Origin of the sequence: Bacillus pseudomycoides DSM 12442, assembly GCF_000161455.1 — a bacterium.
GTDB lineage: Bacteria > Bacillota > Bacilli > Bacillales > Bacillaceae_G > Bacillus_A > Bacillus_A pseudomycoides.
In genome coordinates, this window is record NZ_CM000745.1 from 5,052,057 (window position 1) to 5,055,277 (window position 3,221).

Below are 3,221 nucleotides of genomic sequence, written 5' to 3' on the forward strand. Positions count from 1 at the left end.
CGTATCCAGTTCACCGTAGGTCCACTCTCTCATTTGATCGACCACTGCAATCGCATCGGGACGTCGTGCTACTTTGTCCTCAAATCTGTCGCAAATAAGACCCTCTTGGGACATTTCCATTGCGGTGTCATTCCATTCTTCCAGTAGTTGCTTCTGTTCTGTCTTCGTAACATACACCAGCTCCGACAGGGTTTGATCAACATTCTCGATCATTTGCTTTAACACCTGGCGTAAATGACCCAGCATCCGTTCAATAGTTAATCCATTAAACTTGCTACGATCATACATCAGCTTTAACGATAACTGACTTCCTGGAACAACAGTCAATCCTAATGGATAGTGGGTTTGCTCTACTCCTTCCAAATCACCAATTTCTAGATTTCCTGAAGACTCCTCTTTCACCGGGTAGTTTTCAAACACATACAAGCTATGGAACAGCGGTGTCCCTCTTGGAACTTCACTCCATCCTTGAATCTCTGTCAAAGAAGCGTATTCATATTGTCTTCTTTCTATCTCTTCCTCTTGTATCTTCTGTAACCAATCCCTTACTTTCAGATCATCTGTCAATTGGATTCGCGTCGGTGATGTGGTAATAAAAGGACCTACGATGTGCTCGACATCAACAATCTCCGTAGGGCGTCCCGAGCTTGTTACACCAAAGACAATGTCGTTCTCGCCACTGTATCGGCTCATAAGATATGCCCACGCACCTTGGATCACCGTACTCAAAGTGAGCTTATTACGCTTCGCCCAGCTTTGTAACGCTTGGGTCTGCTCTTTTGACAAACAAACACCCTTCTCTGTATAGCCTTTTTCTTGCTCTTTACTCTCTAAGCCAAGCAGGGTTGGTGCTGTAAAACCTCTAAGTTTCTCTCTCCAAAATTGTTCCGCCTGCTCCTGCTCCTGCTCTTTCAGCCATTTAATATATTTCTTGTATGGCGATGACTTTGGTAAATTCACAGCCTCTCCGTTCATCCTCTTCTGATACACTGTAAGCAATTCGTTAAAGACCAGTGGCAAGCTCCATCCATCCAACAAAATATGGTGATGCGTCCAAACAACCCGATATTCTTCCTCCGCTTCTTGAATGACAGTCACCCGCATCAATGGCGCCTCATCAAAAAGAAAAGCTTGTTTTCGATTCGATGCCAAAAAGGCTTTTCGTTTCTCCTCTTTTTCTTCTACAGACAGCGCACGCCAATCCACTTCATTCAGCTTAAATGGGATATGATCATACACCACTTGTAAGGGCTCTTCAATTTCATCCCACACAAATGCTGAACGAAAAATTTCATGCCGCTGAATCACCGATTTCCACGCCTGCTCGAAAGTAAGGATATCCAATTTCCCTCTAACCAGGAAACTCAATTGCACCACATAAGGCGCTACATGTTCATTCTCTTGATCATGCAGTGTATGAAAGAGCATGCCTTCCTGTAAAGGCGATAGCGGATACAGGTCGGTAATGGGATGATTCTTTCCACGAGTCATCTTAGATAGTACTTTGGTCAAATCTGCTTGGGTGAGATTTGCCATCGCAAAATCCGAAATGGTCAGCGCAGATTCTCCATCCGAAGAGTAAATCAATCTACTCAGTTGATGGAGCATATTCTCTGCAACACTTTGAATGGTTGACTTCGCAAACTGTCCAACATTGTACACCCAAGTGAACTGAAGTTTTCCATCGGTTACAATTCCGATTACATCGATTAAATGTGATCGCTTGGAACCAGGAGCATGGTCTAAGCGCGTAAACCCGGTCTCCGGAACAACCATCGCATCGTCAGAGAACATTTGGTCAAATTGTCCAAGATAGTTAAAACTAATGGATGGTGTAGGCTGAGACTCCAATCGCTCACGCATCGCTGGATTCAAGTACCGCAAAATCCCATAGTCAACGCCCTTATTAGGAATTTGGCGCACTTGTTCTTTGACTGCTTTTAATGATGCAATTGGCGTTTTGGCACCTGTAGTATTTAAGTGAACAGGATAAATACTTGTAAACCATCCTACAGTTCTCGATAGGTCAATGTCTTCAATAATCTCTTCTCGACCATGACCCTCCAGATCCACGGTCAGCGTCGAATGACCTGTCCATGCTGCCGTAGCCTGTACCAATGCTGCCAATAGTACTTCATTGATTTGGACACGATGGGTGCTTGAAATCTCTTGCAATAACGCACGGGTCTCTTTCTCATCCAGCACCACGGTAATCTCCTCAGTTGCTGCGTTTGCTGGATCTTCGAGGGTGACATCCACTGGTAGCATAGCCACTTCTTGTTCGAACTGCTGCTCCCAATAATCACGCACTTCTTGCGCAATCCCAGCTTCAGCGTAATGATGCAATTTCTCCGACCACGCTTTAAAGGATGTACTCTTCGTAGATAATTGGATCTTCTGATCCTGGCTCGCTTGATTATACGCCGTTTGTAGATCCTCCAGTAAAATCCGCCAAGAAACACCATCCACTGCTAAGTGATGAATCACCCAGAATAATCGGCCGGCTCTTTTCTCACCTTCATCAAAATACACCATCCTCATTAGCGGTCCTGCGTGTAAGTGTAAGCTTGCTTGTGCAGTGTCAATCTCCGTTTGAATTACTTGATGCCATTCTGCTTGCGGCACTTCGTCTAATGAAATCACGGTCAGCGTCGATTGTTCTTCGATCCCTTCGTTCCGCTGTTTCCAAGCTCCATCCGGTAAACGTTCATATCTTAAACGCAAGGCATCATGATGGATTAGAAGGGTACGCATAGCTTTCTCCAGTAATACTATATCCAGTCGCTCTTTTGTTCTAAAAAACATGGATTGATTCCAATGGTGTGGGTTAGGATGATCTTGTGCAAAAAACCATTGCTGGATTGGTGTAAGGATCAGTTCTCCAGTTACAACTCCCTGCTCTGCTTGTACACCCTGTTCTTCTTTGACTACTTGCGCCAACTCGGCAATCGTTTGGTGTTCAAACATTTGCTTTGGTGTCAAATGCAAACCTGCTTGCTTCGCACGAGAGACAATCTGAATGCTGAGAATCGAGTCTCCACCAATTTCAAAGAAGTTATCATGGATTCCCACCTTTTTAATCCCTAATACTTGCTTCCAAATGGTAGCCAGTGTTTCTTCTTTACCATTCCGGGGTGCAACACATTCACTTTCAATTTCCCTCTCCTCCGGTACAGGCAAGGCCTCACGATCAACTTTACCGTTAGCAGTTAGTGGAATAG

General features: G+C 44.6%; 1 protein-coding gene. It reads right to left on the reverse strand.

Annotation, left to right across the window (positions count from 1 at the left end):
* On the reverse strand, positions 1-3,221 hold a 3,221-nt coding region (locus BPMYX0001_RS25570; protein ID WP_033799769.1), incomplete at both ends, for a condensation domain-containing protein.